Raw genomic sequence first — 26,029 nt, forward strand, 5'->3', positions numbered from 1 at the left:
CGTGGCCTCGTCCCACCCCGACCTCGTCGAGGGCGCGGTGTCGGTCGCCGTGCCGGCCACCTCGGCCAACCTCGGCCCCGGCTTCGACTCCCTGGGGCTCGCGCTCGACCTGCGCGACGAGCTCACCGCCGAGCTCGTGCCCGACGCGCCCGACCTCGTCGAGGTCGAGGTGGCGGGGGCGGGCGCCGACGGAGTCCCGCGCGATGGCTCGCACCTGGTCGTGCGCACGATCCGCCGCACGCTCGACCGCCTCGGCGTCGGGCCCGTCGGCCTGCGCCTGGCCTGTCGCAACGTGGTCCCGCACGCCCGGGGCCTCGGCTCCTCCTCGGCCGCGATCGTCGCCGGCGTCTGGCTGGGCCGCGCCCTGGTCGTCGACGGCGAGGCCCTCCTGCCCGACGACGACGCCTTCGCCCTCGCCGCGGAGCTCGAGGGCCACCCCGACAACGTCGCACCCGCCTGGTATGGCGGCTTCACCATCTCCGGCCACGACGCCGGCGCCGCGGCGTCGGAGGGCTGGTACGCCGTGGGCTCGCCGGTCGATCCGCGCATCGGCGTCGTCGTGCTCGTGCCGCCCACGCCGCTGTCCACCGAGGCGGCGCGCGGCCTGCTGCCGGCGAGCGTCCCGCACGCCGCCGCCGCGGCCGACGCCGGCAACGCCGCTCTGCTCGTGGCCGCCCTCGGGCACGCCCCCGACCAGCTGCTGCGCGCCACCCGCGACCACCTGCACCAGGAGTACCGGCGCCCGGCCATGCCGGAGTCGCTGGCGCTGGTCGACGCGCTGCGCGCCGACGGCGTGCCCGCGGTCGTGTCCGGTGCGGGCCCCACGGTGCTGGCCTTCACCTCCGAGGATCCCGCCACCGGCCTGCCCGCGCCCTCCGCGGTGCTCACCCGGTGTCCGCCGACCTGGCAGGCCCACGCGCTGGCCGTCGACCACGTCGGCGTCCACCCCGCCTGAGGGCCGCAGCCACGCTCAGCCACCCGGCGGTCGCCGCGGACGCCGGTGCTACATTGGCGCCGCCTCCGTCTGATGGAGGCCCCGGTCGCCGTTCCGGCGGCCGTGCCCCGGCCCTCCGTGGCCGCTGACGACGGCGTCGTGCCGTCCTGGCGTGCTGCACGGCCGGACCGACGTCCGCCGGCCTCCAGCGCCGGCCGTTCCGTGGGAAGGGCTCACGTGACCGACACCCCCGCCACCGCCCCCGACGCCGCGCCCGAGGCCGCTCCGGCCAAGAAGCGCGCCGGAGGGCTGAGCGGCATGCTCCTCGCCGACCTCAAGTCGATGGCCGCCGACCTGGGCGTCCGTGGCTCCGGCTCCATGAAGAAGGCCCAGCTCGTCGAGGCCATCCAGGCCGCCCGCAGCGGCGGTGCCCGCTCCGAGGCTCCCGCCGCCGCCCCCGCCGAGCGGGCGCCCGAGCAGCCGCGCGCCGAGCGGTCCTCGGAGCAGGACCGCTCCCAGGACCAGCCGAAGCGCGACGAGCCGAAGCGCGACGAGCCGAAGCGCGACGAGTCGAAGCAGGACCAGTCGAAGCAGGACCAGCCGAAGCAGGACCAGCCGAAGCAGGACCAGCCGAGGCAGGACCGCAAGGACGGGCAGGCCAAGAACAACCAGCAGGGCAACCAGCAGAACAACCAGCAGAAGCAGGGCGGCCAGGGCAACCAGGGCGGACAGCCGAAGCAGGGCAATCAGCCGAAGCAGGGCAACCAGGGCAACCAGGGCAACCAGGGCAACCAGCAGGGCAACCCGCAGAAGCAGGGCGGTCAGCAGGGCGGTCAGCAGAAGCAGGGCGGCCAGGGCAACCAGGGCAACCAGGGCAACCAGGGCAGCCAGGTCGAGGGCCAGGGTCCCGAGGACGGCGACGAGGACGGCGAGGGTCGTCGCAGCCGTCGGCGTCGGGGCCGTGATCGCGACCGCGCCCGGGTGGGCGGCCGCGAGCCCGACACCGCGGTGCTCGACGACGACGTCCTGGTGCCGGCCGCCGGCATCCTCGACGTGCTCGACAACTACGCGTTCGTCCGCACCAGCGGCTACCTGCCCGGGCCTGACGACGTCTACCTCTCGCTGACGATGGTGCGCAAGTACGGCCTGCGCCGTGGCGACGCGATCGTCGGCCAGGTGCGCCAGCCGCGCGACGGCGAGCGCAAGGAGAAGTTCAACCCGATGGTCCGGGTGGAGTCGGTCAACGGCGCCGAGCCCGACACCGCGCGCAACCGCGTGGAGTTCTCCCGGCTGACCCCGCTGCACCCCGACCAGCGGCTGCGCCTGGAGACCGACGCCTCCGACGTGATCGGTCGCGTCGTCGACCTGGTGGCGCCGGTCGGCAAGGGCCAGCGCGGCCTGCTGATCTCCCCGCCGTCGGCGGGCAAGACCACGATCCTCCAGGCGATCGCGCGGGCCATCACCCGCAACAACCCCGAGGCGCACCTGATGGTGGTGCTCGTCGACGAGCGCCCCGAGGAGGTCACCGACTTCCAGCGCTCGGTCAAGGGCGAGGTCGTCGCGTCGACCTTCGACCGCACGCCGGCCGACCACACCGTGCTCGCCGAGCTGGCGATCGAGCGCGCGAAGCGCCTCGTCGAGCTGGGCCTGGACGTCGTCGTGCTGCTCGACGGCATCACGCGGCTCGGACGCGCCTACAACCTGGCCGCCGCGGCCGGCGGCCGCACGCTGTCCGGCGGCGTCGACTCCGCCGCGCTGCACCCGACCAAGCGGTTCTTCGGGGCGGCCCGCAACATCGAGAACGGCGGCTCGCTCACCGTGCTCGCCACGGCCACCGCCGACACCGGCTCGGCCACCGACGAGCTCATCCTCGAGGAGTTCACCGGCACCGCCAACCAGGTGCTGCGGCTGCGGGCCGACCTCGCCTCGGCCGGTCTGTTCCCGGCCGTCGACGTCGCGGCGTCGGGCACCCGGCGTCCCGAGGTGCTCCTCGGCGCGGGGGAGGCCGCGGTCGTCGACGGACTGCGCGCCGGGCTGCCGGCCGAGCCCGCGGCGGCGCTCTCCGACCTGCTCGGCCGCGTCGGCGCCACCCGCACCAACATCGAGCTGCTCACGGCGCTCCAGCGCCGCTGACCAGCCGCTGATCAGTCGCTGACCTGACGCTGATCGACGCTGATCGACGCTGGGGCCCTCCGGGAATTGGCCGGGGGGCTCCGGCGTTGGCACACTTGCTCCTTGGCTCCGGTTCACGTCGACGGCATCCCGCCCCGACGACCCGGTGCCCCGTTCGCAGAGACGAGGACTCCATGAAGAAGGACATCCACCCCGACTACGTCGCCACCCAGGTCACCTGCACCTGCGGCGCGTCGTTCACCACGCGCAGCACCGCGACCTCCGGCTCGATCCACGCCGACGTCTGCTCGCAGTGCCACCCGTTCTACACCGGCAAGCAGAAGATCCTCGACACCGGCGGTCGCGTCGCCCGCTTCGAGGCCCGCTACGCCAAGGCCAAGGCCGCCCAGAAGTAGTCACGACCGAGCGCCGGCTCCCGCCCGTCAGGGCAGGGGCCGGCGCTCGTCGTCTGTCCGGACGTCGTTCGCCGCAGGAGGGTCCCGTGTTCGAGGCCGTGGAGGGCATGCTCGAGGAGCACGCCGCGCTCGAGATGCGGCTCGCGCTGCCCGAGACCCATGCCGACGCCCGGCTCGCCAAGCGGCTCAACCAGCGCTACGCCGCCCTGTCGGCCATCATCGGCACCTGGCGCGAGTGGCACCGCCTGGGCGAGGACGCCGAGGCGGCTCGCGAGCTCGCCGGCGACGACCCCGACTTCGCCGCGGAGGCCGAGCGCCTGCTGGCCCGTCGAGGCGAGACCGAGGAGCGGCTGCGACGCCTGCTCGTCCCGCGCGACGCCGCCGACGACAAGGACGTCATCGTCGAGGTGAAGTCCGGCGAGGGCGGCGAGGAGTCGGCGCTCTTCGCCGGCGACCTGCTGCGGATGTACACCCGCTACGCCGAGCGGCGCGGCTGGAGCGTCGAGGTGCTCGACGCCACCGCCTCCGATCTCGGCGGCTACAAGTCCGTCACGGCCGCCGTCAAGGCCAAGGGCACGCCCGAGCCCGGCGAGGCGCCGTACGCGCTGCTGAAGTTCGAGGGCGGCGTGCACCGCGTCCAGCGGGTGCCGGTCACCGAGTCGCAGGGCCGGGTGCACACCAGCGCCGCCGGCGTCCTGGTGCTCCCGGAGGCCGAGCCGGTCGACGTCACCGTCGACGAGAACGACCTGCGCATCGACGTCTTCCGCAGCTCCGGGCCCGGCGGCCAGAGCGTGAACACCACCGACTCCGCGGTGCGCATCACGCACCTGCCCACCGGCATCGTGGTCAGCTGCCAGAACGAGAAGAGCCAGCTGCAGAACAAGGAGCAGGCGCTGCGCATCCTCCGCTCGCGGCTGCTGGCCGCGGCCCAGGAGGCCGCCGACGCCGAGGCCAGCGACGCCCGCCGCAGCCAGGTGCGCACCGTCGATCGCTCCGAGCGCATCCGCACCTACAACTTCCCCGAGAACCGCATCTCCGACCACCGCACCGGCTACAAGGCGCACAACCTCGACCAGGTGCTCGACGGCGACCTCCAGCCCGTGCTCGACTCCTGCGTCGAGGCCGACCTCGCCGCGCGGCTGGCCGCGCTGGGGGAGGAGTGAGCGCTCCGCGCGCCCTCCTGGCCGAGGCCGCCGCCCGCCTGGCCGCCGGCGGCGTCGCCAGCCCGGAGCACGACGCCGCCGAGCTGCTCGCCCACGTGCTCGGCACCACCCGCGGACGCCTCCCGCTGATCGACGACGTCGCGCCCGCCGACGTCGAGCGCCTCGAGGCCCTGGTGGCCCGGCGCGCGGCCCGCGAGCCGCTGCAGCACCTCACCGGCGTGGCCGCGTTCCGGCACGTCGAGCTGGCCGTCGGGCCGGGCGTGTTCGTCCCGCGCCCGGAGACCGAGCTGCTCGCCGGCTGGGCGATCGAGGCGGCCGCGGCCCTGGAGAGCCCGGTCGTCGTCGACCTGTGCACCGGCTCGGGGGCGATCGCCCGCAGCGTCGTCGACGAGGTGCCGCACGCCCGGGTGCACGCCGTCGAGCTCGACCCCGACGCCCACGCGTGGGCGGCGCGCAACCTGGCCGGCACCGGCGTCGACCTGCGCCACGGCGACATGGCCGAGGCCTTCGACGACCTCGCCGGCCGCGTCGACGTCGTCGTGTGCAACCCGCCCTACATCCCGCTCGAGGCCTGGGAGTCGGTGGCGCCCGAGGCCCGCGACCACGACCCCCACCTGGCGCTGTTCTCCGGCGACGACGGCCTCGTGGCGATGCGCGTCCTCGAGCGCCGGGCCGCGCTGCTGCTGCGTCCCGGCGGCGTCGTGGGCGCCGAGCACGCCGACGCCCAGGGCGCCTCGGCTCCGGCGGTCTTCGCCGCCACCGGACGCTGGGCCGAGGTGCGCGATCACCCCGATCTGGCCGGGCGGGCGCGCTTCACGACCGCGCGACTGGCACCATGACCCTCGTGCGATACACGACCGGCACCGACGAGGAGCGCGAGGAGGCCATCGAGGCCGCCAGCCTGGCCATCCAGCGCGGAGGACTCGTGGTCCTCCCCACCGACACCGTCTACGGCATCGCCGCCGACGCCTTCGACCACGAGGCCGTCGCGGGGCTGCTGGCCGCCAAGGGCCGCGGGCGCCAGATGCCGCCGCCGGTCCTGGTGAGCGCCGCCAGCACCCTCGACGCCCTCGCCGTGCGCATCCCCGGCTACGCCCGCGCGCTGGTCGAGGAGTTCTGGCCCGGCCCGCTGACGCTGGTCTGCCACCAGCAGTCGTCCCTGCAGTGGGACCTCGGCGAGACCCGCGGCACCGTCGCGGTCCGCATGCCCGACCACGAGATCACCCGCGAGATCCTCGAGCGCACCGGCCCGCTCGCGGTCAGCTCGGCGAACAAGACCGGCCAGCCCGCCGCCGTCGACGCCGACCAGGCCGAGGAGATGCTCGGCGAGGAGGTCGAGGTCATCGTCGACGCCGGCACCTCGCCGGGCGGCGAGGCGTCCACGATCGTCGACGTCACCACCACGCAGGGCCGCGTCCTGCGTCTCGGGGCGCTGTCCCTCGAGGCGCTCAACGAGGTCCTCGAGCCGCTGGGCGCCGCGCTGACCCTGGAGGAGTGAGCGCGTGCGGGAGTACGCCCTGGTCTTCCTCGTCGCCGCCGGCGTCACCTATCTCCTGACGGTCATCGCCCGCGAGCTCGCGCTGCGCACCGGCGCCGTCGCCACCATCCGCGACCGCGACGTCCACGACGTCCCGATCCCCTACGGCGGGGGCGTGGCGATGTGCGGCGGCCTCATCGCCGCCTTCATCGTGGCGCGGGACCTGCCCTTCCTCTCCTCGGGGCTGGCGGTCTTCCGCGATGCGGGCGTGGTCATCGGCGCGGGCATCCTCATCTGCGCCGTCGGGGTGCTCGACGACCTCTTCGAGCTCGATGCCCTCACCAAGCTCGGCGGCCAGGTGCTCGCCGCGGGCTTCCTCATCGCCTTCGGGATCCGCTTCTACTACTTCCCGGCCACCGACGGCACCGTCTTCTCCCTCGACCCCGCGCAGGGCGCCCTGCTCACCGGCTTCGTCGTCGTGACGACGATGAACGCGGTGAACTTCGTCGACGGGCTCGACGGGCTGGCGGCGGGCATGGTGGGGCTGGGCGCGCTCGCCTTCTTCGTCTTCTGCTACCAGCTCACCCGCATCAACAACGCCGACCGCGCGACGTCGGCGGCCTTCCTGGCCATCGCGCTCGCCGGAGCGTGCGCGGGCTTCCTCCCGCACAACTTCAACCCGGCGCGGCTGTTCATGGGCGACTCCGGGTCCATGCTCATCGGCCTGGTGCTCTCGGCCAGCGCGATCACGCTCACCGGCCAGTTCGCCGACGGCGACCTCACGCGCGGGGGAGCGGGCGCGCAGGCGAGCCTGGCCCCGACCCTCCTGCCGCTGCTGCTGCCACCGCTGGCGATCCTGGTCGTGCCCCTGCTCGACCTCGTGCTCGCGGTGGTGCGCCGCACCCGGGCCGGACGCTCGCCCTTCGCGCCCGACAAGCAGCACCTGCACCACCGGCTCCTCGAGATCGGGCACTCCCAGCGCCGCGCGGTCCTGACGATGTGGATGTGGGCGGCGGTCATCGCCTTCGGCACCGTCGTCGCGAGCCTCTACACCGCTCCCTGGGTCTGGGTCGGGGTCGGCCTGGCCACCGTGCTGGCCGTCGTCGTCACCTTCGCGCTGCCGACGCGGCCGGGCATCGCGACCCCCCGCGACGTCCCGCCCACCGAGCTGCTCTAGCCCACCGGCGAGCGCTCTGGAACGATCCAGTTGACCGGCCTCCGACCCCCTTGTGATAGTTTTCACGAGCGGTCGGAAGGCCGCTCGCGAACCACGTTGACCCCCAACAGGAACGGCCGCCACCCATGACGACCGACACCCCCGCCAGCGCTCCCGCGCGACGGTCCACGGGGCGCCCCGCCGTCCTCGGCGCGGCCGCCGGATGCGCCGTCGCCGCCGGGGCCGTCGTCACGATCGGCGCCCTGGTCGCGGGCTCCCCGGGCGCCGCCGGAGCGGCGCTGGGCGCGGGCGTCACGCTCGCGACGTTCCTCGTCGGCGCCCTGGTGGTCGACCTCGTCGCCACCGCCATGCCGGCAGCGGCCCTCGGCGCCGCGCTGATGACCTACACCATGCAGGTCGGCCTGCTGGCGGTCTTCTTCCTGGTCATGAACGCCTCCGGCGCCCTCGACGCGAGCATCTCCCGCACGTGGCTCGGGATCGGCGTCATCGTGGCCTCCGTGGCGTGGATGACCGCCCAGCTCGCGGTCGTCCTCACCCAGCGCATCCCGACCTATGACCTCCCGGACCGGGCGGGGGACCAGTGACCCAGAACCCCTGCTATCGTCCGGTGCGCGACGGCCTCCCGCGGGCCTGCCGCAGCCGCATGGCACCCGCCCGAGGTCGGGCCGCGCGATCCGCGCAGCCGACGAGCCGGGTGTCGTGTGCCGAGAGGCCCAGCGCTCATCCGCATGCCGACGCCGAACGACACGCAGCCGTAGGAACCGACACACAGGAGAAGCAGTGAGCCTCATCGGGACGACCCTGATCCGGGCCTCGGAAGAGGGTCCGCACATCCCCGGTCCCGCGGACTTCGACCTCGACCCGCTCTTCGCCGGCACCACCAAGCCGATGCTGCTCGTGGTCCTCTCGGTGGTCGTCGTCGTCGCCCTCTTCTACGCGATGTCGCGCCGCGCCGCGGTCGTCCCCGGCCGCCTGCAGTTCGCCGGCGAGTACGTCTACGACTTCGTGCGCAACTCCATCGCCCGCGACACCATCGGCGCCCACGACTTCATGCGCTTCGTGCCGCTGCTGTTCACGATCTTCACCTTCGTGCTCGTGAACAACTTCTACGGCGTCATCCCGTTCCTGCAGTTCCCGCCCATGTCGCGCATCGGCTTCCCGATCGCGATCGCCGCGGTCATCTGGGTCGTCTACAACGGCGTCGGCGTGGCCAAGCACGGCCTCTTCGGCTACCTCAAGCACCAGACCGTGCCCGGCGGCATCAGCGGCCCGATCCTCATCGCGCTGGTGCCCCTGGAGTTCTTCTCCAACATCATCGTCCGCCCGTTCACCCTGGCGCTGCGACTCTTCGCGACGATGTTCGCCGGCCACCTTCTCCTCATCCTGTTCTCGGTGGGCGCCCACTACCTGGTGTCGTCCTACGACCCCTCCGCGCTCGGCATCCCCGCCGGCGTCCTGTCCTTCATCATCGGCATCGGCGTGAGCTTCCTCGACATGCTGGTGATGTTCCTGCAGGCCTACGTCATCACCCTGCTCGCCGCCATGTACATCGGCGGCGCCATCGCCGAGGAGCACTGAGCCAGCGGCTCAGCCGGTCCCGGCAGCACCACGCTCCACCAGCACCACCACCAACGGCGCACCGACAGAGACGGTGCGGCACAACCGAAAGGAAACCCCCATGGGTGGCACCCTGAACATGATCGGCCTCGGCCTGGCCGCCATCGGCCCGGCGATCGGCGTCGGCCTGATCTTCGCCGCGTACGTCTCGGGCGTCGCCCGTCAGCCGGAGGCCCAGGGTCGACTGCAGAGCATCGCCATCTTCGGCTTCGTGCTCGCCGAGCAGTTCTTCATCATCTCGCTGGCGCTCGCCTTCGTCCTCCAGCCCTGACCGTCGGAGGCTGACTAGCTCATGCTGTCGCTCATTGTTCGAGCAGCGGGGGAGTCCTCCGAGGAGGCGCCCAACCCGCTGATCCCGGACGTCCCGGAGATCGTCCTCGGTCTCGTCGTCCTGCTCATCCTGCTGTTCCTGCTCAAGAAGCTGGTCATCCCCAACTTCGAGAAGGCCTACGCCGAGCGCACCCAGGCCATCGAGGGCGGGATCGCCGCCGCGGAGACCAAGCAGGCCGAGGCCGACGCCAAGCTCGCCGAGCTGGAGTCCCAGCTCGCCGACGCCCGTCACGAGGCCGCGCGCATCCGCGAGGAGGCCCGCGAGCAGGGTGCGGCGATCGTCGCCGAGCTGCGCGAGCAGGCCCAGGCCGAGGCTGCGCGCATCGTCGAGCACGGCAAGACCCAGATCGACGCCGAGCGTCAGCAGGCCATCACGGCCCTGCGCGCCGAGGTCGGCTCGCTCGCGACCGGCCTGGCCGGTCGCATCGTCGGCGAGAGCCTCGAGGACGAGGCTCGCCAGAGCCGCGTCGTCGAGCGCTTCCTGGCCGACCTCGAGACCGGGACGCCGGGGGTCAACTGATGGCACGAGGCTTCCGAGGCGGCTCGGCCGAGGCCGTCGCCGCACTGGACGAGGCGCTGACCTCCGCGGTCTCCGGTTCCACGGAGACCGCGGCAGGGGTCGCCAGCGACCTGTTCGAGATCGCCGGGGCGCTGCGCTCCGAGGGTGCGCTGCGACGCTTCCTCACCGACGCCTCGGTGGTCTCCGAGGCCAAGTCGGGCCTGGTGCGCGAGGTCTTCGGGCCGCGCGTCCGTCCCGAGAGCGTGGAGCTCCTGGCCGACGCGGTCACCCGGCGCTGGACCAGCGGCCGCGACCTCGCCGACGCCCTCGAGCACCTCTCCGCGGTCGCCACGGTGCGCTCCGCGGGCGGCGACGCCGGCCGGCTGGCCGACGAGCTGTTCGCGTTCGCCCAGGCCGTGAAGGAGGCGCCCGCGCTGCGTGACGCCCTCGCCGACCCCGCCCGCAGCGGGGCCGACAAGGCCGGTCTCGTCCGGGACCTGCTGGCCGCCAAGGCGCTGCCGGCCACCGTCACCCTGGCCACCCAGGCGCTCTCCAGCAGCCACCGCACCGTCGGTGTCGCGCTGGGCGAGTACCAGCGGGTCGCCTCCGAGGTGCACGGGGAGAGCGTCGCCACCGTCCGCGTGGCCCGCCCCCTCTCCGACGCCGACCGCTCCCGCCTGGCCGCTGCCCTGCAGCGTCAGTACGGCCGGCCGGTCCACCTCAACCTGCTGGTCGACCCCAGCGTCATCGGCGGCATCCGGGTCGAGATCGGGGACGACGTCATCGACGGCACCGTCTCCAGCCGACTCGCCGAGGCCAGCCGCCGCCTCGCCGGCTGACTCCGGTCCGCCCCCCGACTTCGACGACGACAGACAAGAGAGAAGGCACCACCATGACGGAGCTCTCCATCCGGCCGGAGGAGATCCGCGACGCACTGGCGAAGTACGTCGCCGACTACCAGCCCGAGGCCGCCTCCAAGGAGGAGGTCGGCACCGTCGCCTCCGCCGGTGACGGCATCGCCCGCGTCAGCGGCCTGCCCTCGGCGATGGCGAACGAGCTGCTGCAGTTCGAGGACGGCACGCTCGGCCTCGCGCTGAACCTCGAGGACCGCGAGATCGGCGTCGTCATCCTCGGTGACTTCGACAAGATCGAGGAGGGCCAGCCGGTCCGCCGCACCGGCGAGGTCCTCTCGGTCCCCGTCGGCGACGGCTACCTCGGTCGCGTCGTCGACCCGCTCGGCAACGCGATCGACGGCCTCGGCGAGATCGCCACGACCGGTCGTCGCGCCCTCGAGCTGCAGGCGCCCACCGTGGTGCAGCGCAAGTCGGTGCACGAGCCGCTGGCCACCGGCATCAAGGCGATCGACGCCATGACGCCCATCGGCCGCGGCCAGCGTCAGCTGATCATCGGCGACCGCGCGACCGGCAAGACCACGATCGCGATCGACACGATCATCAACCAGAAGCAGAACTGGGAGTCCGGCGACCCCTCGAAGCAGGTCCGCTGCATCTACGTCGCCATCGGCCAGAAGGGCTCCACCATCGCCTCGGTGCGCGGTGCCCTCGAGGAGTCCGGCGCCCTGGAGTACACCACCATCGTGGCGGCCCCGGCCTCCGACTCCGCCGGCTTCAAGTACCTCGCCCCCTACACCGGCTCGGCCATCGGCCAGCAGTGGATGTACGAGGGCAAGCACGTCCTCATCGTCTTCGACGACCTCACCAAGCAGGCCGAGGCCTACCGCGCGGTGTCGCTGCTGCTGCGTCGCCCGCCGGGCCGCGAGGCCTACCCGGGTGACGTCTTCTACCTGCACAGCCGTCTCCTCGAGCGCTGCGCGAAGCTCTCCGACGACCTCGGTGCCGGCTCGATGACCGGTCTGCCGATCATCGAGACCAAGGCCAACGACGTCTCGGCGTTCATCCCGACCAACGTCATCTCCATCACCGACGGTCAGATCTTCCTGCAGTCCGACCTGTTCGCGGCCAACCAGCGTCCGGCCATCGACGTCGGCGTCTCGGTCTCCCGCGTCGGCGGTGCGGCCATGACCAAGGCGATGAAGAACGTCACCGGCTCGCTCAAGGTCGACCTCGCGCAGTTCCGCGCGATGGAGGCCTTCGCCATGTTCGCCTCCGACCTCGACGCCGCCTCCAAGCAGCAGCTCGCCCGCGGTCAGCGCCTGATGGCCCTGCTCAAGCAGCCCGCCTACTCGCCGTACCCGGTCGAGGAGATGACGGTCTCGCTGTGGCTGGGCACCACCGGTCGCCTCGACGCCATCGAGACCGACGACGTCCTGCGCTTCGAGCAGGAGTTCCTCGACTACCTGCGTCTCTCGCACGAGGGCATCCTCGCCTCGATCCGCGAGACCCTGAAGTTCGAGGTCGAGGAGGGTCTGACCGCTGCGTACGACTCCTTCCTCGCCCAGTTCGCCGGCTCCGGCGCCGGTGTGAAGGCCGGCACCGAGGCTGCGGCCGAGGCGCTGGAGGACGAGGGCCAGGAGACGATCGTCAAGCAGAAGCGGGGCTGACGATGGCCGTATCGCTGCGCGAGTACCGCGCGCGGATCAAGTCGACGGAGTCGATGAAGAAGATCACGCGCGCCATGGAGCTCATCGCTGCGTCCCGCATCATCAAGGCGCAGCAGCGGGCCCAGGCGGCCGCGCCGTACGCGCGTGAGCTCACCCGAGCCGTCTCGGCCGTCGCGACGTTCTCCAACGTCGACCACCCGCTCACCACCGAGCCGGAGAACCCCCGTCGTGCGGCGATCCTGCTCGTCACGAGCGACCGTGGACTGGCCGGTGCCTACTCCTCGAGCGTCATCAAGGAGGCCGAGCGTCTGGCCGCCAAGCTGACCGAGGAGGGCAAGGAGGTCGTCACCTACATCGCCGGCCGCAAGGGGGAGGCGTACTTCCGCTTCCGCCAGCGTCCCGTGGTGCAGGCCTGGACGGGCTTCTCCGACCAGCCCAGCTACGACGTGGCCGCCGAGATCGGGGAGACCCTGATCGAGGCGTTCCTCGCCGAGCAGGGCGTCGGGGGCGACGTCGATGAGGTCCACGTGGTCTACACGCGGTTCGTCTCGATGCTCACCCAGGCCCCCACGGCCGTGCGGCTGCTGCCGCTCGAGGTCGTCGAGGGCACCGAGCCGCCCGCCGAGGGCGAGCTCCTGCCCCTCTACGAGTTCGAGCCGTCCCCCGAGGCGGTCCTCGACGGCCTGCTGCCGCAGTACGTCCAGAGCCGCATCTTCTTCTGCCTCCTGCAGGCCGCCGCCTCCGAGCTCGCGGCCCGTCAGAAGGCGATGAAGTCGGCCACGGACAACGCCGACGAGCTCATCAAGAAGTACACCCGGATCGCCAACCAGGCCCGCCAGGCCGGCATCACCCAGGAAATCAGCGAGATCGTCGGTGGCGTCAACGCGCTGGCCGATGCCAACGCCGCCAGCGATTGATTGTGGAGAAGAACGATGACTGCTACTGCTGAAGAGACCACGACCAACGCCTCCGGCTCGGTCGGCCGCATCGCCCGCGTGATCGGCCCCGTCGTCGACGTGGAGTTCCCCGTCGACGCGATGCCGGAGATCTACAACAAGCTCGAGACCGAGATCACCATCAGCGGCGAGACCGCGGTGCTGCCCCTCGAGGTCGCCCAGCACATCGGCGACGGCATGGTCCGCGCCATCTCGCTGAAGCCCACCGACGGCCTGGTCCGCGGCGCGCAGGTGCAGGACACCGGCAAGCCGATCACCGTGCCCGTCGGCGACGCCACCCTCGGCAAGGTCTTCAACGCCACCGGTGACGTCCTCAACCTCGCCGAGGGCGAGACCTTCGAGCCCACCGAGCGCTGGGGCATCCACCGCAAGGCCCCGGCCTTCGACCAGCTGGAGTCGAAGACCCAGATGTTCGAGACCGGCATCAAGGTCATCGACCTGCTCACCCCGTACGTCCAGGGCGGCAAGATCGGCCTGTTCGGCGGCGCGGGCGTCGGCAAGACCGTGCTCATCCAGGAGATGATCGCCCGCGTGGCGCGCAACCACGGTGGCGTGTCGGTGTTCGCCGGCGTCGGCGAGCGCACCCGCGAGGGCAACGACCTCATGGTCGAGATGGAGGAGGCGGGCGTCCTCGGTCAGACCGCGCTCGTCTTCGGCCAGATGGACGAGCCGCCGGGCACCCGCCTGCGCGTCGCGCTGTCGGCCCTCACGATGGCGGAGTACTTCCGCGACGTGCAGAACCAGGACGTGCTGCTGTTCATCGACAACATCTTCCGGTTCACCCAGGCCGGCTCGGAGGTCTCCACCCTGCTCGGCCGCATGCCGAGCGCCGTGGGCTACCAGCCGAACCTCGCCGACGAGATGGGCACCCTGCAGGAGCGCATCACCTCGACGCGTGGTCACTCGATCACCTCGCTGCAGGCGATCTACGTGCCGGCCGACGACTACACCGACCCGGCCCCGGCCACCACGTTCGCCCACCTGGACGCCACGACGGAGCTCTCGCGTGAGATCGCCTCGCTCGGCATCTACCCCGCGGTGGACCCGCTGACCTCGACCTCCCGCATCCTCGACCCGCAGTACATCGGTCAGGCGCACTACGACTGCGCGATCCGCGTCAAGCAGATCCTGCAGCGCAACAAGGAGCTCCAGGACATCATCGCGATCCTCGGCGTCGACGAGCTGTCCGAGGAGGACAAGATCATCGTGTCGCGGGCGCGCCGCATCCAGCGGTTCCTCTCGCAGAACACCTACGTCGCCAAGCAGTTCACCGGCATCGAGGGCTCCACGGTCCCCGTCGCCGACACGATCGAGGCGTTCAACAAGATCGCCGACGGCGAGTACGACCACGTGGCCGAGCAGGCCTTCTTCATGTGCGGCGGTCTGGACGACGTCGAGCAGAAGTGGGCCGAGATCCAGAAGAGCCTCTGATGAGCGACGCAGTCCTCGAGGTCGCCCTCGTCGCCGCCGACCGGATCGTGTGGTCCGGTCAGGCGACGATGGTGATCGCCCGGACGGTGGAGGGGGACGTGGGCGTGCTCCCCGGGCACGCCCCGCTCCTCTCGCTGCTCACCGACGCCGTCGTCGAGCTGAACACCGCCGACGGCGTCGTGGTGGCCACGGTCGACGGCGGGTTCCTCTCCGTCGCGCAGGACCGCGTCTCGATCCTCTCCGAGCACGTGCTGCTCGCCGAGGAGATCGTCATCGACGAGGTCAACGCGGCGCTCGAGGAGGCCCAGACCCTGCCCAGCGGTGACGAGCGGGAGCAGCGCATCCGCCGTGCCGAGGCGCGGATCCGGGCCGTCGAGAAGGCGCGCGCGGTCACCCGCTAGGCTCCCCTCACAGTCGTCGCAGAGGGGGCCGGATGCCGTGGTGGGAGCTCGTGCTCGACGTCCTCGGCGCGCTCCTGGCCCTGCTCCTGTGCTACGGCATCGCCCTCGTCGTCCGTCGCCGGGTCATCGCCCGGCACGGCGGCACCTTCGAGCTCAGCTACCGCGCCCGGTCCGGTTGGCTGCTCGGGGTCGGGCGCTACTCCGGCGAGCGCCTGGAGTGGTTCCGCTTCTTCTCCCTCTCGGTGCGGCCCAAGATCTCCTGGGAGCGCAGCGAGCTCCTCTACGAGGGGAGGCGCGACGTCGTCGGCGCCGAGCAGATGGCGCTCTACCCCGACCACCTCGTCATCATGTGCCGTGATCTCGACGGCGAGGTCGAGCTGGCCATGGCCGGCACCTCGCTGACCGGCTTCCAGGCCTGGCTCGAGGCCAAGCCGCCCGGCGCCCAGATGCCCTGATGCGCGCACCCGTCCTCGAGGACCGGGTCGGCGTCTCCCTGGTGTTCGCCGCCAACGGCTTCCTGTTCGCCTGCCTGGTCTCCCGGCTCGCCGACGTCCGCTCCGGGCTCTCCCTCAGCAACGGCGACCTCGGCCTGCTCCTGCTGGCCATCTCGGCCGGCTCGCTCATCGCGCTGCCGCTGACCGGCCGGCTGGTGGCGCGGTACGGCGCGGGCGCGGTGGTGCGCCTCGGCGTCGGCCTGGACGTCGTCGGACTCGTCGCGGCCTCCGTGGGCGTGGTCTCCGGCGAGGTCGCGCTCACCGCCGTCGGCTGGTTCGTCTACGGCGCGGGCATCGGCAGCTGGGACGTCGCGATGAACGTGGAGGCCGCCGAGGTCGAGCGACGGCTGGGACGCACGATCATGCCGCGCTTCCACGCCGGCTGGAGCCTCGGCTCGTTCACCGGCGCGGGCGTGGGCGTCGTGGTCACGGCCGTCTCGCTGCCCCTGGTGGTGCACTGGGTGGCGGGCGCGGCGCTCGTGGCGGTCGTGGCGGTCGTCGCCTCGCAGGGCTTCGCGCCCGCCCAGCAGGCTCGCTCGTCCGCCGAGCACGCCGAGCACGCCGGGCACGCCGCGCGCCCGCGGGGCCGCTCGGCCTGGACCGAGCCGCGCGTGCTGGCGATCGGCGTCATGGTGCTGGCCTTCGCGATGCTCGAGGGCGCCTCCAACGACTGGCTCACGCTCGGCCTCATCGACGGCTACGGCGTGCCGCACTGGCTCGGCGTGGCCGGCTTCGCCTGCTTCGTGGTGGCGATGACCGTGGGACGCGTCGGCGGGCCGGTGCTGCTCGATCGGCACGGCCGCGCCCCGGTGCTGTGGGCCTGCTCGGCCGCCGCGCTCGTCGGCGTCCTGCTGGTCGTGGCCGGTGGGCGGCTCGACGGCGTCGCGTCCCTGGCCTGCGCCGTGCTCGGCATCGTCCTGTGGGGGCTGGGCGCCTCGCTCGGCTTCCCCGTGGGCATGAGCGCCGCGGCCGACGATCCCGAGCGGGCCGCGCTGCGCGTCAGCGTCGTCTCGACGATCGGCTACGGAGCCTTCCTCGCCGGTCCGCCCCTGCTCGGCCGCCTCGGCGACGCCGTGGGCACGCTGGAGTCGCTGCTCGTCGTCGCCGCGCTCATGGTCCCCGCGGCCGTCAGCGTGCTGGCCGCCCGGCCGGCCCGCGACGCCGTCGCATCCTGATCCCGCCGCGGCGGGCTCGGGGGAGGGCTCGAGCGCTCAGGTCAGCAGGCCGCGGACGTCGTCGGCGGTGATGGCCGCGGCCAGCGCGCCGTCGCCGTCGACGACCTGTGCGAAGAGCCGTGCCTTGCGCTCCTGGAGGGCCAGCACCTTCTCCTCGATCGTGCCCTGGGCGACGAAGCGGTAGACGTGCACGGTGCGCTGCTGGCCGATGCGGTGGCTGCGGTCGACGGCCTGGGCCTCGACGGCGGGGTTCCACCACGGGTCGAGCACGAAGACGTAGTCGGCCTCGGTGAGGGTGAGTCCGGTGCCGCCGGCCTTGAGGCTGATGAGGAAGACCGGGGCGTCGCCCTCGCGGAAGCCCTCGACGACCTCGCCGCGACGCTGCGTGGTGCCATCGAGGTAGGAGTAGCCGATGCCCTCGGCGGCCAGCCGCTCGCGGATGCGCCGGAGGAAGGAGGTGAACTGGCTGAAGACCAGCGCCCGGTGGCCCTCGGCCGCGAGCTCGCGCAGGTGGTCGACGAGCACCTCGACCTTCTCCGATCCGACGTCCTCGTGCTCCTCGGAGACCAGGGCGGGATCGAGGGCGAGCTGTCGCAGGCGGGTGAGCGCGGCGAGGATCGCGACGCGGTTGCGATCGAAGTCGTCGCTGACCAGGCCGAGGATGCGCTGACGCTCCCGGTTGAGGTGGGTGTCGTAGACGCGGCGGTGACGCTCGGAGAGCTCGACCGGCAGCACCTGCACGTGCTTCGGCGGCAGGTCGGCGGCCACCCGCTCCTTGGTGCGGCGCAGCATGAACGGCTTGATGCGGCGGGTGAGCCGGGCCAGCGCGGCCTCGTCGCCGTTGCGCTCCACCGGGCGCACCACGGACTCCTGGAAGGCCCGCGGACGCGGGTAGAGGCCCGGCGCCACGATCGAGAGCAGCGACCACAGCTCCATCAGGCGGTTCTCGAAGGGCGTGCCGGTGACGGCGAGCGCGAACGGCGCCCGCACCCCGCGCACGGCGGTGTGCGCCTGGCTGCGGTGGTTCTTGACCTGCTGGGCCTCGTCGAGGATCAGGCCGGCCCACTCGACGCCGTGGTAGGCGTGCTGCTCCAGGCGCAGCAGGGTGTAGCTGGTGACGACGACGTCGGCCCCGCGCGCGAGGGCGGCGAGGTCGCTGTCGCGGCCCCGGCGGGTGGCGTCGATCGCGACGACGCGCAGGCCGGGGGCGTGCCGGCGGGCCTGGTCGACCCAGGCGGGCACGACGCTCGTGGGCGCGACGACGAGGAACGGACGCTCCTCGGTGGCGCGAGTGTGGGCGATCAGGGCGAGCACCTGCAGGGTCTTGCCGAGGCCCATGTCGTCGGCCAGGATCCCGCCGAGGCCGTGCTCCCACAGCAGCGCGAGCCACCAGAAGCCCTCGCGCTGATAGGAGCGCAGCTCGGTGGCCAGCCCGGTGGGCTCGGGACGCGGGATCTCCTCGAGGTCGCGCAGCGCGAGCGCGCGGCGGACGAACTGCGCAGCGGCGGCGTCGATGACGCCGAGGTCGGCCAGCTCGGCCCACAGGCCGAGGTCGCGGGTGCCGACGCGCAGCTCGGCGTCGCTGCCCGGCTGCAGCTCGCGGGCCTCGGCGACGATCTCGGCCAGGCGGGTCAGCTCGGGCCGCTCCAGGCTCAGCCAGAGGCCGCCGGGCAGCACGAGTCGGGTGTGGCCGAGCGTCAGCGCCTCGAGCACGTGGGCCAGCGGGATGCGGCGGTCCTCGACGGTGATCATCACCTCGAGGTCGAGCCAGTCGGTGTGGTCGGGGCGGTGCTGGTCGCCCGGCTCCTCCTCGAGGTCGCGCACCTGGAGGGAGATCTCGGGCGTCGCGGTGGTCTCGCGGAAGGTCGGGGCGTCGTGCTCGACGACGTCGACCTGTCCGCTCTCGCGCCAGGCCGGCAGGTGCACCAGCGCGAGGGTGAGGGCCTCGGAGCCGACGGCCTCCGCGCGCGCGGCGGGGCCGGGCCGGGGGTCGAGGAGCGCGAGGATCTCGTCCTCGGCGGCGCGGTCGCGCGGCAGGGCGGGGGAGTGGGGCGCGTCGAGCGGGACGCTCGCGAGGGTGCCGTAGTGCCAGTCCCAGGCCACCTCGGCGCGCACGGCGTCGTGCCAGGTGACGGTGAGCGTCAGGCGCGGGCGTGGGCTCTCCGGCACCTCGACGGTGCCGTCGCTCGACACGACCGGCAGCGCCCGCGTGAGGGCGCCGAGGCGCTCGGTGAGCTGGTCGACCTCGGCGGCGGGCACCTCGATGGGGTCGGTGCGCCGGGCCGCGGTGAGCGCCGCGCCCTGCAGGGGCCGGGCGATGCGGGCCAGGCCCAGGCGGCCGGCGCTGCGCAGGGCGACGGAGTGAGCCGGCTCGCCGATGAGGACGGCGTCGTCGCCGCCCCAGAAGCCGCCGTCATGGGTGATGCCGACGCGCACCTGCGCGCGGCCGCCGTCGCGGGTGACGTCGACGCCGAGCGCAGCGGGCTCGTCGAGCAGGGCGATCGGCGGCAGCGGCTCGGCCGCGAGCAGGGTGACGCCGGCCTCGCGCGCCTCGCGCAGCAGCCGGACGACGTCGGGCCCGAAGTCGCGCAGCGTCGGGTTGAAGCGGGTGGCGTGCCACTGGCGGCCGCTGGCCACCAGGGCCAGGCGCAGCCGCTCGACCGCGGCCATCTGGGTGTGGTCGTAGGTTCCTCGCTCGATCGCCTGGGTGAGGTCGCCCCAGCCGAGCCCGGTGCGCACCCAGGCCTGGCGCGCGCCCGGCCGCATCGGCCGCAGCGTCAGCCGCCGCTCGTGGCTGCCGTAGGGCGCGGCCTCCCAGGCGATCTCCAGGCCGACGGGCTTGGGCTCGGCGCGCTCGGTGACGCCGACGGCGGCCGCGAGGTCGTCGAGCTCGTCGCGCCAGGAGCGGGCGCTCGGGATCGGCTCGGGGCGCACGGCCAGCAGGAGGCCGGCGCCGTGCTTGCACTGGCTGCGCACGGGGCAGCTGCAGGCGGTGGTGACGGCGAGGCGTCCCGAGCGCAGGCGGGCGTCGAGGGTGACCGAGTAGGTCTGGCGTCCGGTGCCGTGCGCGAAGCAGCGCGCGGTCCAGTGGTCGTGCTCGCGGGTGCCGACCTGGGCGTAGAGGATGCGCCCCTCGGCGAGGTACTGGGCGCCGAGCTCGGCCGCACGGGCGTCGAAGAGGTCGGCAGGGTCGGCTGCGGCGAGCTCCTCGGCGATGTCCATGACCGGCTCATCCTGCCAGGATCCGGCCGCATCTCCACGTCGGCGACCCCGCCCTGTGGACGCCCGCCCACCCCCGCGGGGGAATCTGGCGGCGCGGGGCTCGGTTGGCGCTGGGAGTGACCGCCTCTCTCGGACCTGACGCCGCCGCGACCTCCCGCCCGGCCGCCTCCCTCGGGCCGCTGACGCTGATCCTGGCGCTGGCCTGCGGAGCCACGGTGGCCAACCTCTACTACTCCCAGCCGCTCCTCGACGCGATCGCCGGGAGCTTCGGCGTCGGCCGCGGCACCGCGACGCTGGTCGTCACCCTCACCCAGCTCGGCTACGCCCTCGCGCTCATCCTGGTGCTGCCGCTCGGCGATCTCGTCGAGAACCGCGCCCTGGTCACCCGGGTGCTGCTGGGCACCGCCGCCTCGCTGGCCGTGGCCGCCGCGGCGCCGACCTTCGCGGTGTTCGCGGCCGTGGCGGTGCTCATCGGCGTCACCTCGGTGGTGGCGCAGGTGCTGGTGCCCTTCGCCGCGCACCTGGCGCCCGAGGAGGCGCGGGGCCGGATCGTCGGGCGCGTCATGAGCGGCCTGCTGCTGGGCATCCTGCTGGCGCGCACCGTCTCGAGCCTCCTGGCCGACCTCCTCGGCTGGCGCTCGGTCTACGTGCTCTCCGCCGTCCTGATGCTCGCGCTGGCGGCCCTGCTCCGACGCACCCTCCCGCAGCGTCCGCCCGAGCACGACGGCGGCTACCGCTCGCTGCTGGCCTCGGTGGTGACGCTGGCGCGCGAGCAGCCGGTGCTGCGCGCCCGGGCGCTGAGCCACGGCTCGATGTTCGCCGCCTTCAGCGTCTTCTGGACCGCCATCGGCTACGAGCTCGCCGACGACCACGGCCTCACCCAGGCCGGCATCGGCGTCTTCGCCCTCGTCGGGGCGGCGGGCGCGGCCGCGGCACCGCTGGGCGGACGCCTCGCCGACGCCGGTCGCGGTCGCTCGGCCAGCGGCCTCATGCTCGCCCTGGGCTCGGCGGCGCTGCTGCTGGCCGGCATCGGCCAGGGCAGCCTGATCCTGCTCGGTCTCGCGGGCGTGCTGCTCGACCTCGCCGTCCAGTGCCACCAGGTGATGGCCCAGCAGGAGATCTACGCCCTGGCGCCCGACGCCCGCGCGCGGGTCAACACCGTGTTCATGGGCACGACCTTCGTCAGCGCCGCGATCGCATCCGCGGCGGCCGGCGTCGTGCACGAGGCGGCCGGCTGGACGGGCGTGTGCGTGCTCGGTGGCGCGCTGCCGCTGCTCGGCCTGACGATCTGGACGCTGCGGCTGCGTCCGGGCCTCGCGACCCGCGCGGCCTGAGGCCGGGCTGGGCGGGGGAGTCGGTCAGCGCTCCCCGCCGGGGACCCACAGCACGTCGCCTCGGGCGCGGTTCGCGTGCCGGGCGAGGATGAAGACGAGGTCGGAGAGCCGGTTGAGGTAGGTGATGGCGAGCTTGTTCATCGTCTCGCCGTGCACCTCGAAGGCCGCCCAGGCGGCGCGCTCGGCCCGGCGCACGACGGTGCGGGCCACGTGCAGGTGCGCCGCTCCGGTGGTGCCGCCGGAGAGGATGAAGGAGCGCAGCGGCTCCAGGTGCGCGTTGTACTCGTCGCACCAGGCCTCGAGCCGGTCGACGTAGTCCTGGGTGATCCGCAGCGGCGGGTACTCGGGGTCCGGGACGATCGGGGTGCAGAAGTCGGCGCCCACGTCGAAGAGGTCGTTCTGGACGTGGGTGAGCACGGCGACGACGTCGTCGTCGAGCCCGCCGACGGCCACGGCCACGCCGAGGGTGGCGTTGGCCTCGTCGACGTCGGCGTAGGCGTGCAGCCGCAGGTCGTTCTTGGTGGTGACGCTCATGTCGCCCAGGCGGGTCTCGCCGGCGTCGCCGGTGCGGGTGTAGATGCGCGTCAGGTTCACCATGGGAGGGAGCCTAGACGGACGGGTGGAGTCGCTCGGTCCGGTCCGGAGGACGGGCTAGGTTCGGATGATGCAGCGGTCCCACCGGCTCGAGCCCGTCGTCCTCGCCCTTCCGGGCCTCACCCTGGGTGCGGCCGGCCTCCTCCACCCCCACCACCTCTCCTACGACACGGCGGACACCTGGTTCGGCCTCCATGTGGCCGGCCTGCTGGTCTTCCCGCTGGTCGGGGTCGCGGCCTTCCGGCTCGTGCGCGGACGTCGCGATCCCGTGGCCTGGCTGGTGCGCCTCACGGCCTACGTCTACGCGACGCTCTACACCGCGCTCGACGTCATCAGCGGCATCGCCGCAGGCTGGGTCACGCGTCGGATCGGTCCCGGCGTGCCCCGACCTGAGGAGGTCAGCCTGCTCTTCCGCATCGGCACCCCGATCGGCGAGGTCGGCTCGGTGGCGCTGATCGTGCTCGCCCTGGCGCTGGTGGCCGACCGCCTGCTTCGGCGGCCGCCGACCGCCGTGCTCGCCGTGCCGTTCGTCCTCGGTGCGTGGCTGGTGCACGTCGACCACATCTTCTCTCCCCGGGGCGCGCTGGGCATGGCCCTGATCGGCCTCTCGACGGCGGCGCTCGCGGCGATGTCGACACGCGATCGAGGATCGGATGCAACCGATCGGGCGTGATCCGCGTCATGGTGGGTAGAGGTCGCACATCGGCTCCCCCCGGGGCCGGCGGCCGACACCCCTCGGGAGGCAGCCATGGACATCACCTACGACGGCCCCACGGTCATCCTGCGCGGCGACTTCGACGTCCGCAGCACCATGGAGGTGCGGGCGGCGCTGCACGCCCAGCTCGAGTCCTGGCCTGACGACGTCGTCGTCGACCTCGCCGGCGTCGACGCCGTCGACGTCACCGCGCTGCGGGTGCTCGGCGTGGCGTCCCTGACGGCCGCCCGCGCGGGCCAGCACCTCACCGTCCGCGGCTGCTCGCCGGCGGTGCGGCGCATGCTCCACCTGACCCGGATGATCCGGGTGCTCGAGGTCGAGCGGGAGCCGCAGACCGCCTGAGCGCGTCCGGTGCCCGGGGCGCCGCGTCCGGTGCGCGGACGCCCCGCATGTGATCCATGTCCTCGTCCCCACTCGCGGACTCCGGTTACCAACCGGTAGTCCGAGCCGTACATTGACCCTCATGACGGAGTCGACCAGCCCCCAGCGGCCCAAGGACAAGCCGTGGGTGATGCGGACCTACGCGGGTCACTCGACCGCGACCGCCTCCAACGCGCTCTACCGCACGAACCTCGCGAAGGGTCAGACCGGTCTCTCGGTCGCCTTCGACCTGCCCACCCAGACCGGCTACGACCCCGACTCGGTGATGTCGCGCGGCGAGGTCGGCAAGGTCGGCGTGCCCGTGCCGCACCTGGGCGAGATGCGCAAGCTCTTCGACCAGATCCCGCTGACGTCGATGAACACCTCGATGACGATCAACGCCACCGCCATGTGGATGCTGGCGATGTACCAGGTCGTGGCCGAGGAGCAGAACCCCGACCTGAGCCCCGACGAGGTCGCCGCGCAGCTGGCCGGCACCACGCAGAACGACATCATCAAGGAGTACCTCTCCCGGGGCACCTACGTGTTCCCGCCCGAGCACTCCCTGCGGCTGATCGCCGACATGATTGCCTACACGGTCCACCAGATCCCGAAGTGGAACCCGATCAACATCTGCAGCTACCACCTGCAGGAGGCCGGCGCGACGCCCGCCCAGGAGCTCGCCTACGCCCTGTGCACCGCGATCGCCGTGCTCGACCGCGTCAAGGCGTCGGGCCAGGTCGACGAGGCCGACTTCGAGAAGGTCGTCGGCCGCATCTCCTTCTTCGTCAACGCCGGCGTGCGGTTCGTCGAGGAGACCTGCAAGATGCGGGCCTTCGTCCAGCTCTGGGACGAGATCACCCGCGAGCGCTACGGCGTGCAGGACCCCAAGATGCGCCGCTTCCGCTACGGCGTCCAGGTCAACAGCCTGGGCCTCACGGAGTCGCAGCCGGAGAACAACGTCCAGCGCATCGTCCTGGAGATGCTCGGCGTGACGCTGAGCAAGAACGCCCGCGCCCGCGCCGTCCAGCTGCCCGCCTGGAACGAGGCCCTCGGCCTGCCGCGTCCGTGGGACCAGCAGTGGTCGCTGCGCCTGCAGCAGGTGCTCGCGTTCGAGTCCGACCTGCTCGAGCACGAGGACATCTTCGACGGCAGCCACGTCATCGAGGCCAAGGTCGCCGAGCTGGTCGCCGCCGCGAAGGCCGAGATCGACCGCGTCCAGGCCATGGGCGGGGCGATCTCCGCCGTCGACTCCGGCTACATGAAGCAGGAGCTGGTCTCCGCCCACGCCGCCCGCCGTGCGCGCATCGAGGCCGGCGACGAGGTGATCGTGGGCGTCAACAGGTTCACGACCACCGAGCCCTCTCCCCTGACCTCCGACCTCGACGGCGCGATCATGGTCGCCGACCCCGAGGCCGAGAAGACCGCCCTGGCCTCGGTGGCCGAGTGGAAGGCCCAGCGCGACGAGGACGCCGTCCAGGCCGCGCTGCAGGCCCTCGCCGAGGCCGCCAAGACCGACGCCAACCTCATGCACGCCACGCTGGCCGCCGCCCGCGCGGGCGCGACCACGGGGGAGTGGGCCGGCGTGCTGCGCGAGGTGTTCGGCGAGTTCCGCGCCCCCACCGGCGTCTCCGGCGCCGTCGGCGTCGCCGAGGCCGGCGAGGAGCTCACCGCGGTGCGCGAGCGCGTCAAGGCCACCGGCGAGGAGCTCGGCGGACGCCTGCGCCTGCTCGTCGGCAAGCCCGGCCTCGACGGCCACTCCAACGGCGCCGAGCAGGTCGCCGTGCGCGCCCGTGACGCCGGCTTCGAGGTCATCTACCAGGGCATCCGCCTCACGCCGCAGCAGATCGTCTCGGCCGCGGTGGCCGAGGACGTCCACTGCGTCGGCCTCTCGATCCTCTCCGGCTCGCACATGGAGCTGGTGCCCGCGGTGCTCGAGGGCCTGCGCGAGGCCGGCATCTCCGACGTCCCGGTGATCGTCGGCGGCATCATCCCCGAGTCCGACGGCAAGCGGCTCGTCGAGCTCGGCGTCGCTGCGGTCTACACGCCCAAGGACTTCGGCCTCACCGAGATCATGGGCGGCATCGTCGAGGTCATCCGCGCCGCCAACGGCCTGGACTGACTGGCACCTCACGCTCGTCCCGGGATCGACCCGGCCCCTCACGGGTGCCGGGTCGATCACATCTGAGGTAAGGCTTACCTGACCTCCTGCTAGGGTGGGGGCATGGGAAAGGCGAAGGCCACCGCGAAGGCGGGCAAGGGCGCGAAGGGCAAGAAGGGCTCCAAGGGATCGGCCAAGGGGTCCAAGAAGAGCCTGCGCCTGGTCACCAAGCCGCCCAAGATGAAGTGCTGCGGCTCCAAGAGCCGCTGCGGGCGTTGCCCGCTGCGGATGCTCAAGGAGGGCACCCTCCCCTCGGGGTATACCGTCAAGCACCGCCGTCTCGTCCGCGTCGACGGCCGCACGTTCACCAAGAAGGACGTCGCGAAGGCCGCCTGAGGCATCGTCGCCTGGGCCCGCACGTCCCCGTCCTCACCAGGAGTCACCCGTGGTCGCAGCCCGGTTCGCCGCGCAGCTCAACACCCAGATCGGCCACGAGCTGGCCGCGCACAACCAGTACCTCGCCTGCGCCGTGCACTACGACGCCGAGACGATGCCGCAGATGGCGGCGTTCTTCTACCAGCAGGCGCTCGAGGAGCGCGAGCACGCGCTGATGATGGTGCGCTACCTGCTCGACACGGACGCCTCGGTCGAGATCCCCGGCGTCGAGTCGCCGGTGTCGGTCTTCGCCGACGTCGTCGCGCCCGTCGAGCTGGCGCTGGCCCAGGAGCGGCGCGTCACCGACCAGATCAACGGGCTGCTCAAGACCGCGCGCGAGGAGTCCGACTTCGCCTCCGAGCAGTTCATGCAGTGGTTCATCAAGGAGCAGGTCGAGGAGGTCGCCACCATGTCCGACCTGCTCACCGTGGTGCGCCGCAACAAGGACGACGTCGAGAACATCGAGGAGTGGGTCGCGCGCGAGCACGCGGCCGAGGGCGAGGACCCCACCGCGCCCCCGATCGCCGGCGCCTGACGCCTCACGCCACGACGGGCCGCCGACCTC

General features: G+C 72.8%; 25 protein-coding genes and 1 pseudogene. 24 read left to right on the forward strand and 2 right to left on the reverse strand.

Translation table 11 applies throughout. From position 1 onward, the window contains the following. Nucleotide 1 precedes the first annotated feature (1 nt). The 18 genes and pseudogenes from thrB (at nucleotide 2) to ACZDWJ_RS06580 (ending at nucleotide 16,703) form a co-directional block, all read left to right on the forward strand. On the forward strand, nucleotides 2-955 hold the full coding sequence (thrB, locus tag ACZDWJ_RS06495; RefSeq protein ID WP_463520116.1) for a homoserine kinase: 954 nt from the start codon (nucleotides 2-4) through the stop codon (nucleotides 953-955). Nucleotides 956-1,171: 216 nt separating this feature from the next. Then, complete coding sequence (gene rho, locus ACZDWJ_RS06500) at nucleotides 1,172-3,067, forward strand: transcription termination factor Rho (protein WP_463520117.1); 1,896 nt, start codon at nucleotides 1,172-1,174, stop codon at nucleotides 3,065-3,067. 173 nt (nucleotides 3,068-3,240) lie between these two features. Then, nucleotides 3,241-3,462, forward strand: a complete 222-nt coding sequence (rpmE, locus tag ACZDWJ_RS06505) for a 50S ribosomal protein L31 (RefSeq protein ID WP_463520118.1) — start codon at nucleotides 3,241-3,243, stop codon at nucleotides 3,460-3,462. An 86-nt stretch (nucleotides 3,463-3,548) separates the two neighbouring features. Beyond that, entirely contained in the window at nucleotides 3,549-4,625 is a 1,077-nt protein-coding gene (prfA, locus tag ACZDWJ_RS06510) for a peptide chain release factor 1 (protein WP_463520119.1), read from the forward strand. Next, complete coding sequence (gene prmC / locus ACZDWJ_RS06515) at nucleotides 4,622-5,464, forward strand: peptide chain release factor N(5)-glutamine methyltransferase (RefSeq protein ID WP_463520120.1); 843 nt, start codon at nucleotides 4,622-4,624, stop codon at nucleotides 5,462-5,464. Before prfA ends, prmC begins: the two co-directional genes overlap by 4 nt. Further along, nucleotides 5,461-6,123, forward strand: a complete 663-nt coding sequence (locus tag ACZDWJ_RS06520; protein WP_463520121.1) for an L-threonylcarbamoyladenylate synthase — start codon at nucleotides 5,461-5,463, stop codon at nucleotides 6,121-6,123. Before prmC ends, ACZDWJ_RS06520 begins: the two co-directional genes overlap by 4 nt. A 4-nt stretch (nucleotides 6,124-6,127) precedes the next feature. Next, nucleotides 6,128-7,279 carry a glycosyltransferase family 4 protein gene (locus ACZDWJ_RS06525; RefSeq protein ID WP_463520122.1) on the forward strand — a complete coding sequence of 384 codons (1,152 nt, stop codon included), beginning with the start codon at nucleotides 6,128-6,130 and terminating at the stop codon, nucleotides 7,277-7,279. Nucleotides 7,280-7,404: 125 nt separating this feature from the next. After that, nucleotides 7,405-7,863 (forward strand): hypothetical protein, encoded by a 459-nt coding sequence (locus tag ACZDWJ_RS06530; RefSeq protein ID WP_463520123.1) that lies wholly within the window; start codon nucleotides 7,405-7,407, stop codon nucleotides 7,861-7,863. A 196-nt stretch (nucleotides 7,864-8,059) separates the two neighbouring features. Then, nucleotides 8,060-8,857, forward strand: coding sequence for a F0F1 ATP synthase subunit A (gene atpB / locus ACZDWJ_RS06535; RefSeq protein WP_463520124.1), 798 nt, complete (start codon nucleotides 8,060-8,062; stop codon nucleotides 8,855-8,857). A gap of 100 nt (nucleotides 8,858-8,957) precedes the next feature. Beyond that, complete coding sequence (locus ACZDWJ_RS06540) at nucleotides 8,958-9,167, forward strand: ATP synthase F0 subunit C (RefSeq protein ID WP_224127927.1); 210 nt, start codon at nucleotides 8,958-8,960, stop codon at nucleotides 9,165-9,167. A gap of 21 nt (nucleotides 9,168-9,188) precedes the next feature. Then, entirely contained in the window at nucleotides 9,189-9,746 is a 558-nt protein-coding gene (locus ACZDWJ_RS06545; RefSeq protein WP_463520125.1) for a F0F1 ATP synthase subunit B, read from the forward strand. Beyond that, entirely contained in the window at nucleotides 9,746-10,564 is an 819-nt protein-coding gene (locus tag ACZDWJ_RS06550) for a F0F1 ATP synthase subunit delta (protein WP_463520126.1), read from the forward strand. Before ACZDWJ_RS06545 ends, ACZDWJ_RS06550 begins: the two co-directional genes overlap by 1 nt. 53 nt (nucleotides 10,565-10,617) lie before the next feature. After that, nucleotides 10,618-12,096: pseudogene (gene atpA / locus ACZDWJ_RS06555) on the forward strand (F0F1 ATP synthase subunit alpha); the annotation flags it as partial. Between the two features lie 152 nt (nucleotides 12,097-12,248). Continuing rightward, nucleotides 12,249-13,163, forward strand: coding sequence for a F0F1 ATP synthase subunit gamma (locus tag ACZDWJ_RS06560; protein WP_463520127.1), 915 nt, complete (start codon nucleotides 12,249-12,251; stop codon nucleotides 13,161-13,163). Nucleotides 13,164-13,178: 15 nt separating this feature from the next. Next, the gene (gene atpD, locus ACZDWJ_RS06565; RefSeq protein ID WP_463520128.1) at nucleotides 13,179-14,633 is read left to right on the forward strand and encodes a F0F1 ATP synthase subunit beta; all 1,455 of its coding nucleotides are present in this window, start codon (nucleotides 13,179-13,181) and stop codon (nucleotides 14,631-14,633) included. Next, nucleotides 14,633-15,034, forward strand: a complete 402-nt coding sequence (locus tag ACZDWJ_RS06570; protein WP_463520129.1) for a F0F1 ATP synthase subunit epsilon — start codon at nucleotides 14,633-14,635, stop codon at nucleotides 15,032-15,034. Before atpD ends, ACZDWJ_RS06570 begins: the two co-directional genes overlap by 1 nt. 32 nt (nucleotides 15,035-15,066) lie before the next feature. After that, complete coding sequence (locus ACZDWJ_RS06575; RefSeq protein ID WP_463520130.1) at nucleotides 15,067-15,489, forward strand: DUF2550 domain-containing protein; 423 nt, start codon at nucleotides 15,067-15,069, stop codon at nucleotides 15,487-15,489. After that, nucleotides 15,489-16,703, forward strand: a complete 1,215-nt coding sequence (locus ACZDWJ_RS06580; protein WP_463520131.1) for an MFS transporter — start codon at nucleotides 15,489-15,491, stop codon at nucleotides 16,701-16,703. Before ACZDWJ_RS06575 ends, ACZDWJ_RS06580 begins: the two co-directional genes overlap by 1 nt. 36 nt (nucleotides 16,704-16,739) lie before the next feature. Here ACZDWJ_RS06580 and ACZDWJ_RS06585 read toward each other — a convergent pair whose 3' ends face one another. Beyond that, nucleotides 16,740-19,925: a DEAD/DEAH box helicase gene (locus tag ACZDWJ_RS06585; RefSeq protein ID WP_463520132.1), complete on the reverse strand. Its 3,186-nt coding sequence runs from the start codon at nucleotides 19,923-19,925 to the stop codon at nucleotides 16,740-16,742. Between the two features lie 116 nt (nucleotides 19,926-20,041). On the opposite strand from ACZDWJ_RS06585, the gene ACZDWJ_RS06590 reads away from it, so the two are divergent. Next, a complete protein-coding gene (locus tag ACZDWJ_RS06590) occupies nucleotides 20,042-21,259 on the forward strand; it encodes an MFS transporter (RefSeq protein ID WP_463520133.1) in 1,218 nt (405 codons plus the stop codon). 24 nt (nucleotides 21,260-21,283) lie between these two features. Here ACZDWJ_RS06590 and ACZDWJ_RS06595 read toward each other — a convergent pair whose 3' ends face one another. Then, nucleotides 21,284-21,856, reverse strand: a complete 573-nt coding sequence (locus ACZDWJ_RS06595; protein ID WP_463520134.1) for a cob(I)yrinic acid a,c-diamide adenosyltransferase — start codon at nucleotides 21,854-21,856, stop codon at nucleotides 21,284-21,286. Nucleotides 21,857-21,923: 67 nt separating this feature from the next. Here ACZDWJ_RS06595 and ACZDWJ_RS06600 point away from each other — a divergent pair, with 67 nt between their 5' ends. The 5 genes from ACZDWJ_RS06600 (at nucleotide 21,924) to ACZDWJ_RS06620 (ending at nucleotide 25,999) form a co-directional block, all read left to right on the forward strand. Continuing rightward, nucleotides 21,924-22,526 carry a hypothetical protein gene (locus tag ACZDWJ_RS06600; RefSeq protein ID WP_463520135.1) on the forward strand — a complete coding sequence of 201 codons (603 nt, stop codon included), beginning with the start codon at nucleotides 21,924-21,926 and terminating at the stop codon, nucleotides 22,524-22,526. A 75-nt stretch (nucleotides 22,527-22,601) separates the two neighbouring features. Continuing rightward, nucleotides 22,602-22,910, forward strand: coding sequence for an STAS domain-containing protein (locus ACZDWJ_RS06605; protein WP_463520136.1), 309 nt, complete (start codon nucleotides 22,602-22,604; stop codon nucleotides 22,908-22,910). Between the two features lie 121 nt (nucleotides 22,911-23,031). Beyond that, a complete protein-coding gene (locus tag ACZDWJ_RS06610) occupies nucleotides 23,032-25,050 on the forward strand; it encodes a protein meaA (RefSeq protein ID WP_463520137.1) in 2,019 nt (672 codons plus the stop codon). 102 nt (nucleotides 25,051-25,152) lie between these two features. Continuing rightward, nucleotides 25,153-25,425, forward strand: a complete 273-nt coding sequence (locus tag ACZDWJ_RS06615; RefSeq protein WP_463520138.1) for a hypothetical protein — start codon at nucleotides 25,153-25,155, stop codon at nucleotides 25,423-25,425. 49 nt (nucleotides 25,426-25,474) lie between these two features. Beyond that, nucleotides 25,475-25,999 (forward strand): ferritin, encoded by a 525-nt coding sequence (locus ACZDWJ_RS06620; protein ID WP_463520139.1) that lies wholly within the window; start codon nucleotides 25,475-25,477, stop codon nucleotides 25,997-25,999. Nucleotides 26,000-26,029 lie beyond the last annotated feature (30 nt).

Source organism: Nocardioides sp. B129/18 (genome assembly GCF_055282735.1).

Bases quoted from the DNA above. Each gene is read 5' to 3' on its own strand.
- rpmE (WP_463520118.1), top strand. From the start codon at position 3,241: ATGAAGAAGGACATCCACCCCGACTACGTCGCCACCCAGGTCACCTGC.
- ACZDWJ_RS06520 (WP_463520121.1), top strand. From the start codon at position 5,461: ATGACCCTCGTGCGATACACGACCGGCACCGACGAGGAGCGCGAGGAG.
- ACZDWJ_RS06530 (WP_463520123.1), top strand. From the start codon at position 7,405: ATGACGACCGACACCCCCGCCAGCGCTCCCGCGCGACGGTCCACGGGG.
- ACZDWJ_RS06540 (WP_224127927.1), top strand. From the start codon at position 8,958: ATGGGTGGCACCCTGAACATGATCGGCCTCGGCCTGGCCGCCATCGGC.
- ACZDWJ_RS06545 (WP_463520125.1), top strand. From the start codon at position 9,189: ATGCTGTCGCTCATTGTTCGAGCAGCGGGGGAGTCCTCCGAGGAGGCG.
- ACZDWJ_RS06550 (WP_463520126.1), top strand. From the start codon at position 9,746: ATGGCACGAGGCTTCCGAGGCGGCTCGGCCGAGGCCGTCGCCGCACTG.
- ACZDWJ_RS06560 (WP_463520127.1), top strand. From the start codon at position 12,249: ATGGCCGTATCGCTGCGCGAGTACCGCGCGCGGATCAAGTCGACGGAG.
- atpD (WP_463520128.1), top strand. From the start codon at position 13,179: ATGACTGCTACTGCTGAAGAGACCACGACCAACGCCTCCGGCTCGGTC.
- ACZDWJ_RS06570 (WP_463520129.1), top strand. From the start codon at position 14,633: ATGAGCGACGCAGTCCTCGAGGTCGCCCTCGTCGCCGCCGACCGGATC.
- ACZDWJ_RS06575 (WP_463520130.1), top strand. From the start codon at position 15,067: ATGCCGTGGTGGGAGCTCGTGCTCGACGTCCTCGGCGCGCTCCTGGCC.
- ACZDWJ_RS06580 (WP_463520131.1), top strand. From the start codon at position 15,489: ATGCGCGCACCCGTCCTCGAGGACCGGGTCGGCGTCTCCCTGGTGTTC.
- ACZDWJ_RS06585 (WP_463520132.1), bottom strand. From the start codon at position 19,925: ATGGACATCGCCGAGGAGCTCGCCGCAGCCGACCCTGCCGACCTCTTC.
- ACZDWJ_RS06595 (WP_463520134.1), bottom strand. From the start codon at position 21,856: ATGGTGAACCTGACGCGCATCTACACCCGCACCGGCGACGCCGGCGAG.
- ACZDWJ_RS06600 (WP_463520135.1), top strand. From the start codon at position 21,924: ATGCAGCGGTCCCACCGGCTCGAGCCCGTCGTCCTCGCCCTTCCGGGC.
- ACZDWJ_RS06605 (WP_463520136.1), top strand. From the start codon at position 22,602: ATGGACATCACCTACGACGGCCCCACGGTCATCCTGCGCGGCGACTTC.
- ACZDWJ_RS06610 (WP_463520137.1), top strand. From the start codon at position 23,032: ATGACGGAGTCGACCAGCCCCCAGCGGCCCAAGGACAAGCCGTGGGTG.
- ACZDWJ_RS06615 (WP_463520138.1), top strand. From the start codon at position 25,153: ATGGGAAAGGCGAAGGCCACCGCGAAGGCGGGCAAGGGCGCGAAGGGC.